Source organism: Rhodococcus sp. ENV425 (genome assembly GCF_002887785.1).
GTDB classification, from domain to species: Bacteria; Actinomycetota; Actinomycetes; order Mycobacteriales; family Mycobacteriaceae; genus Rhodococcus; species Rhodococcus aetherivorans.
The window spans coordinates 49,397-56,117 of sequence record NZ_PCZU01000115.1 but is presented as its reverse complement, the minus strand read 5'-3'; the positions used below and the strand labels follow the sequence as shown (position 1 = coordinate 56,117).

Annotated in this window: 8 protein-coding genes; 3 read left to right on the top strand and 5 right to left on the bottom strand. The window is 72.5% G+C overall.

The annotated features are described in order from the left end of the window. The 3 genes from CQZ88_RS09065 to CQZ88_RS09055 form a co-directional block, all read right to left on the bottom strand. Positions 1-684, bottom strand: a 684-nt coding sequence (locus CQZ88_RS09065) for an ATP-binding cassette domain-containing protein (RefSeq protein ID WP_146034283.1), incomplete at its 3' end; no start/stop codon positions are given. 43 nt (positions 685-727) lie between these two features. Continuing rightward, positions 728-1,567 carry an alpha/beta fold hydrolase gene (locus CQZ88_RS09060; protein ID WP_029542505.1) on the bottom strand — a complete coding sequence of 280 codons (840 nt, stop codon included), beginning with the start codon at positions 1,565-1,567 and terminating at the stop codon, positions 728-730. A gap of 1 nt (position 1,568) precedes the next feature. After that, on the bottom strand, positions 1,569-2,318 hold the full coding sequence (locus CQZ88_RS09055; protein ID WP_029542508.1) for a hypothetical protein: 750 nt from the start codon (positions 2,316-2,318) through the stop codon (positions 1,569-1,571). Between the two features lie 116 nt (positions 2,319-2,434). Between CQZ88_RS09055 and CQZ88_RS09050 the strand changes: the two genes are divergently transcribed. Beyond that, positions 2,435-3,292, top strand: coding sequence for an AraC family transcriptional regulator (locus CQZ88_RS09050; RefSeq protein WP_006938721.1), 858 nt, complete (start codon positions 2,435-2,437; stop codon positions 3,290-3,292). Beyond that, positions 3,289-3,690: a VOC family protein gene (locus CQZ88_RS09045; RefSeq protein WP_006938720.1), complete on the top strand. Its 402-nt coding sequence runs from the start codon at positions 3,289-3,291 to the stop codon at positions 3,688-3,690. Before CQZ88_RS09050 ends, CQZ88_RS09045 begins: the two co-directional genes overlap by 4 nt. A 1-nt stretch (position 3,691) precedes the next feature. Here CQZ88_RS09045 and CQZ88_RS09040 read toward each other — a convergent pair whose 3' ends face one another. Together CQZ88_RS09040 and CQZ88_RS09035 are read right to left on the bottom strand one after the other, a co-directional pair. Continuing rightward, the gene (locus CQZ88_RS09040) at positions 3,692-4,720 is read right to left on the bottom strand and encodes a glutathione S-transferase family protein (protein WP_006938718.1); all 1,029 of its coding nucleotides are present in this window, start codon (positions 4,718-4,720) and stop codon (positions 3,692-3,694) included. 28 nt (positions 4,721-4,748) lie between these two features. Then, a complete protein-coding gene (locus tag CQZ88_RS09035; RefSeq protein ID WP_006938717.1) occupies positions 4,749-5,444 on the bottom strand; it encodes a GNAT family N-acetyltransferase in 696 nt (231 codons plus the stop codon). A gap of 95 nt (positions 5,445-5,539) precedes the next feature. On the opposite strand from CQZ88_RS09035, the gene CQZ88_RS09030 reads away from it, so the two are divergent. Next, positions 5,540-6,721: DHA2 family efflux MFS transporter permease subunit (locus CQZ88_RS09030; protein WP_258008523.1), on the top strand; the 1,182-nt coding region annotated here is incomplete at its 3' end.

Below are 6,721 nucleotides of genomic sequence, written 5' to 3'. Positions count from 1 at the left end.
GAGCATGCCGCGGCTGATGATCACCAGACGGTCGGCCGTCTGCTCGACCTCCCGCAGGATGTGGCTCGAGATCAGCACGGTGCCCCCGGAACGCGCGTAGCCGAGCAGGAAGTCGCGCAGCCAGGCCATGCCTTCGGGGTCCAGGCCGTTCGCCGGTTCGTCGAGCACGAGGTAGCGCGGTTCGCCGAGCAGCGCGGTGGCCAGGGCCAGCCGCTGCCGCATGCCGAGGGAGAACTCGCCGATCTGCCGTCGGGCGGCCGCGCCGAGCCCGACCAGGTCGAGAACGTGCCGCACCCGGGCCGCCGGCACGCCGATCGCGGCGGCGTACACGTCGAGATGGGTTCCGGCGGTGTGCTTGGGATGGAAGCTCTGCGCGTCCAGCACTGCACCGACCACCCGCGCCGGCTGCGGCAGCGAGGTGAAGGGCATCCCGTCGACGAGCGCGGCACCGGCCGTCGGGCGCACCAGACCGAGCAGCATCCGCAGGGTCGTCGTCTTCCCGGAGCCGTTCGGTCCGAGGAATCCCGTGATCGATCCCGGCGGGACGGAGAACGACAGGTCCGACACCGCCGGCACGTTGCGGAAGGTCTTGCTCAGCCCCTGCACGGCGATGCCCGGCGGCGGCGCGGCCGCGTTCGCGTACCCGGCGCCGGCGACCGGCCCCGTCGGGAACGGCGCTGTCATCGATACCCTCCCTGGTGTGGGCCCCTGCTCGGACCCCGCGAGCCTACGTGCCCGGCGCGGCGGACCGGGAGAAGGACCGGTCGAGGAAGGGAAGCACCAGTTCGAGGAATTCGCTCGGGGCGTCGAGCTGCGGGCAGTGCCCGGCGTCCGGAATGATCGCGACCCGTCGCCGGGCCCCGGTGTTCACCCGGCCCGCGGCGCGCGCCGGGGTGATCAGATCCCGCTCGCCCCACACCAGCAGCGCCGGCACGGTCAGGGAGTTCACCATCTCGGGAATCGGCAGCCGGCCCAGTTCGGGGATCACGGCCCGGCCGACGGCCAGCATGGTCTCGATGCTGCGCCGTGTCGCGTAGTTCGCCGCGAACGCGGTGCGCGTGTCGACGCCCAGCCGGTCCGGGCGGTGCAGCGCCGCGCGGGTGTACAGGGCGGCGACGGCGAACTGCACGAGCGCCGGCGGCACGGGCCGGGACAGCGCGCGCGACACCATGTCCAACGGCAGCCGCGCTCCGCCCAGCCAGCTGCGCGGTATGCCGGCCATCCCCGGCATGTCGGCGAGTACGACGCCGTCCACCCGGCGCGGATACGTCGACGCGAACGCCAGCGACGTCACCGCTCCCAGCGAATTGCCGATCAGCGCAACCGGATCCCGGCAGTCGGCGATCACGTCGGCGACGGTGTCGACGTAGTGGTCCAGTACCGGCGCCCGCCAGTGCCCGGCGCTCCGGCCGAACCCCGGCAGGTCGACGGTCAGGACCCGGTGGCGTTCGGCCAGGGCCGGGGCCACCTTGCACCAGGTGCCCCCGTGGTCGGAGTATCCGTGCAGGAGGACCACGGTGCGCGGGCCGGATCCGCTCTCGCGCACGAACACCGTGCCCGCGGACATCTCACCAGCCGGTCAGGGGAGAGGACAGCGCCTGCCAGTTCGGATCGCCGTCCGGCCCGGTGGCCGGTCCGGCGAGCGGCGGACGCTTCGCCGGCCACTGCGCCGGCGGCGGGCCGAACGCATCGCGCGCGTTCGCGATGACCCGCTTGCCCAGCGCGCGGTTGCCCACGCCGCCGATCGCGGCACCGATCCCGGCCGGCACCAGCTTGCCGAACACGAGGGCGCTGCGCTTGGCGAGGTACTTGCGGACGAACGTCCGCGCGAGCGACTTGTTCACGGACCTCAGCTGGGCGCCGGGGATCTTGCCGGTGATCGCCGACGTCCACGTCTTCGCGGTCGTGCCCGTGGCCCGCTCGACGATCTCCATGCCTGCCTCACCCAGTGCCACGGCGAGCACGAGGGCGCGGCGCTGCTCGTGCTCGTGCGGTTCGATCCCGTGCACCGACGCCACCGCAAGCGTCAGCAGCGCGGCAGCCTCGAGGAAGAACGCGGTTTCGGCGCCGACCGCGGCGATCGATGCGAGCGTGCCGATGCCGGGAACGGTCGCGGCGGCGCCCGCCGCCGTGCCGCTGCCGGTGACTCCGTTGAGGAAGATCTTCTCCAGCCGCGCAATGATCTGCTCCGGAGTCTCGCCGGGATGGGCGCGCCGCGTCAGTTCGACGTAGCGCGCCACCGCGGGCGCCTGCAGCCTGCTGCCGTTGTCCAGGAGCGTGACGAGATACTTCTCCACGCGTCCCACCCTGTCGGTCATCGTTCCGTCCTCGATCCTCCCGGCCCTCCCGGGCCTGCATGCGCCGCCGTGAGTCCACGGCTGCTTACCCCGTGTACCCCATGGGCGTGTCCTCTATCCCTGTTTACCCTGGGACCGTGACCGGCATCTCGGACGGTGCCCGGCGGCGGCCCGCCCCGTCGCTGCGTCCCTACGTGCGCGGTTACGACGGGTACCGGCTGACGGGCTTCGCACCCGGCACCCACCTCGGCCTGCCGTCCCCGGACCTGACCGTCGTGCTCACGATCGGCGCACCGCTCGAACTCGCGCGGGCCGCCGCACCGGGCCAGGGGCCCGGCCGGTTCGGTGCGCTCGCGAGCGGGCTGGCCACCACCGCCGTCACCATCGCCCACGACGGCAACCAGCACGGCATCCAGCTCGCACTCACCCCGGCGGGAGCCCGGGTGCTGCTGGGCGTTCCCGCCGGTGCGCTCGGCGCCTGGGTCGTCGACCTCGAGGAGGTGCTCGGCGCCGCCGCCCGCGAGCTCGGCGAACGGATCGCCGCCACCGGGGCGTGGGAGAGCCGGTTTCGGGTCCTCGACGAGGTGCTCGGCCGGCGGCTCGCCGGCGGGCGCGGCGAGATCGATCCCCGCCTGCGGCACGCGTGGCGCAGGCTGCAGGACCCGCGTTCGCCGGGGCCGCGGATCACCGATCTGGCCGACGAGATCGGCTGGAGCCGAAGGCATCTGACGTCGCGATTCACCGCCGAGTTCGGGGTCGGGCCCAAGGAGGCGGCACGGGTGATCCGATTCGACCGGTCCCGTCGGCTGCTGCGCAGCCCCGGGCCGCACGTGCTCGCCGACGTGGCCGCCCGGTGCGGGTTCTACGACCAGGCCCACCTCGCGCGGGAATGGCGCGAGATCGCCGGGGTCCCGCCGTCGCGCTGGCTGCGCGACGAGCAGTTCCCAATCGTCCAAGACGGCGACCCGGCCGTCGACGAACACTGGCAGACATGACCACGACAGCACTCACCACAACCGTATGGCCCTGCCTCTCCTACACCGACGCCCGGGCGGCGATCCGCTTCCTCGTCGACGCGTTCGGCTTCACCGAGAACGCCGTCTACGGCGACGGCGACCGCGTCGACCACGCCGAGCTGAGATGGCCGCACGGCGGCGGCGTCATGCTCGGCTCGGCCGGTCGGGGCGGCCCGATCGAGACGCCCGCCGGCACCGGCTGCATCTACCTCGTCGCCCCCGATGCCACCGCCGTCGACGCGCTGCACGAACGCGCCGTGGCCGCGGGCGCCACGATCGTCGTCGCCCTGCACGACACCGACTACGGCTCACACGACTTCACGTGCCGGGACCCGCAGGGGGTGTACTGGAGCTTCGGAACCTATCCGGGCGCGTGAATCACGCGCCGTGACCGGCCGGCACCGCCTCCTGCGCCCGCGGCGGGGGCGGTGGCGTGCCGTCACCGAACGGCTTGCCGCCCAGCTCTTCCCGGCCGTGCGGCGTCAGCCACCCCCTCAGGTCGGGGCCCTTCGGCACGATCTGCGTCGGATTGATGTCGGCGTGCACGATGTAGTAGTGCTCCTTGATCTGCACGAAGTCGATCGTGTCGCCGAAGCCCGGCGTCTGGAACAGGTCCCGGGCGTACCCCCACAGCGCCGGCATCGACGAAAGCAGACCCCGGTTGCACTTGAAGTGCCCGTGGTAGACGGCGTCGAAGCGGGCCAGCGTGGTGAACAGCCGGACATCCGCCTCGGTGATCGTCTCGCCCACCAGGTACCGGCGCGAACTCAGCCGTTCCTCGAGCCAGTCCAGCCGCGCGAACAGCCGGTCGAAGGCGCGGTCGTACGCGCGCTGCGACCCGGCGAACCCGCACCGGTACACGCCGTTGTTGACGTCCTGGTAGACGAGCTGGGCCACCTCGTCGATCTCGTCGCGCAACGGCTCCGGGTAGAGGTCGGGGGCGCCGTCGCGGTGCAGCGCCGTCCACTCCGTGGAGAAGTCCAGGGTCATCTGCGCGTAATCGTTGGTGACCACCCGGCCGGTGGGCACGTCCACGACGGCCGGGACCGTGATGCCCCGTGGGTACTCGGGGTCCCGGGCGAAGTACGCGTCCTGCAACCGCGGGATCTGCAGCACCGGATCCACCCCGCCCGGGTCGAGATCGAACGTCCAGCTGCGCTCGTCGTGCGTGGGCCCGCACAACCCCAGCGACAGCGCGTCCTCGAGCCCCAGCAGCCGGCGCACGATGAGCGTGCGATTCGCCCACGGGCAGGCGCGGGCGGCGATCAGCCGGTACCGGCCCGCCTCCACCGGATACCCGTCGCGCCCGTCGGCGGTGATGCGCGTGGTGATGTAGTGCGTGTCGCGGCTGTACTCGGCGCCGGGCGTGACATACCCGTCGCTGTCGCCTCCGGAGTGCTCGTTCACAGGGCTCCCTTCGCTCGGTGCGGCCCGTTCAGACGCTAGCCGGTACGGCCACCGAGGTGTGGGTACCCAGTTCGGTGTATCCCAGCACCGCGGCCAGGCCACGGCCCGCGGTGTTGTCGCGCCGGGCCCGCCACTGCGGGATCAGCCCGGCGTCGAGCGCGTCGTGCGTCGCGAGCGTCGCGACCGTCGCCGCCAGACCGATCCGGCGGTGCTCCGGCACGGTCAGTGCCGTCACGTCCGCCAGGATCGACTGCACCTCCCGGTACACCGCCCCCGACAGCGGCCGGTGGTCGTCGTCGAGCAGCACGAACGACGAGGCCTCCCCGTTCACATTCTCGAGTCCCGCCTCGGTCGCGTCGTCGGGTGGGCAGCGCCGCAACAGCTCCGCGAGATCGTCGACCTCGTGGGAGATCAGCGGATCGCGCACCCGCGTCGCGTCGACCCAGTCGGCGCAGTAACTCAGCGCGTGGCTGCGCACCGCGCGGCCGCGGGTCAGGTCGAGCAACGCCGACGCGTCCAGCTCCGCGTCGGGCACCGCCGCGACGGCCTCGACCGCCCAGCCCGGACCCACCACCGCGGTGGCCTCACCGAGGCGCAGCACCCGGACCAGCGCGGACGCGTCGTCCACCCGCGTCACCCGTCCCGGCGCGGCGAGCGCTCCGTCGTCGAGCCCGAGTTCGCGGCACCAGGCCAGCCGCACGATGTCCAGGAGATGTCCGTCCACGGCGCTACCGTAGACGCCTACGAGCGGAGGACGTGCGGGTGGAGACCGAGACAAATCCGTGGCCGGCGCTGTGGGCGCTGTGCCTCGGGTTCTTCATGATCCTGGTGGACAGCACCATCGTGGCGGTCGCCAACCCGGCGATCATGCGGGCGCTGGACACCGACATCAACAACGTCGTGTGGGTCACCAGCGCGTACCTGCTGGCATACGCGGTGCCGCTGCTGGTCACCGGCCGCCTCGGCGACCGGTTCGGCCCGAAGCGCGTCTACCTGGCGGGCCTGGTGCTGTTCACCGCGGCGTCGCTGTGGTGCGGATTGTCCGGCACCGTCGCCGCCCTCGTGGTCGCCCGGGTCTTCCAGGGCCTCGGCGCGGCCCTGATGACCCCGCAGACGATGGCGATCATCACCCGCACCTTCCCGCCCGACCGGCGAGGCACCGCGATGGGCCTGTGGGGCGCGGTGGCGGGGGTCGCGACCCTCGTGGGCCCGCTGGCCGGCGGTGTCCTCGTCGACAACCTCGGCTGGGAATGGATCTTCTTCGTGAACGTGCCGGTCGGGATCGTCGGTTTCGTCCTCGCGGCGCGGCTGGTCCCGGCGCTGCCCACCCATCCGCACCGGTTCGACCTCCTCGGCGTGCTGCTCAGCGGCGCGGGCATGTTCTGTCTCGTGTTCGGTATCCAGGAGGGCAACTCCTACGACTGGTCCACTCCCGTGTGGGTGCTGATCTCTGCCGGGGTGGCGCTGCTGGCGGTGTTCGTGTGGTACCAGTCCCGGGGGCGCGGGGAGCCGCTCGTTCCGCTCGGCCTGTTCCACGACCGCAACTTCTCGCTGGCCAACATCGGCATCGCCACGATGGGCTTCTCGGTCACCGCGATGGTGCTGCCGCTGATGTTCTACGCCCAGGGCGTGCGCGGCTGGACACCCACGGAGTCGGCGTTGCTGATGGCCCCGATGGCGGTCCTCACCGGCGTGCTCGCCCCGATGGTCGGGCGGCTCGTGGACCGGACCCATCCGCGCTACATCGCCGGCACCGGATTCGCGCTGCTCGCCGTGTCGCTGGCGTGGCTGGCCGCGGTGATGACGCCCGACTCGCCGGTGTGGCAGCTGCTGCTGCCGATCGCCCTCATGGGCGCCGCGATGGCCGGCATCTGGTCGCCGCTGGCCGCCACCGCGACGCACGGCCTGCCGCCGCATCAGGCGGGGGCCGGGTCGGGTGTCTACAACACCACCCGGCAGGTCGGTGCCGTCCTGGGCAGCGCCGCCGTGGGTGCGCTCATC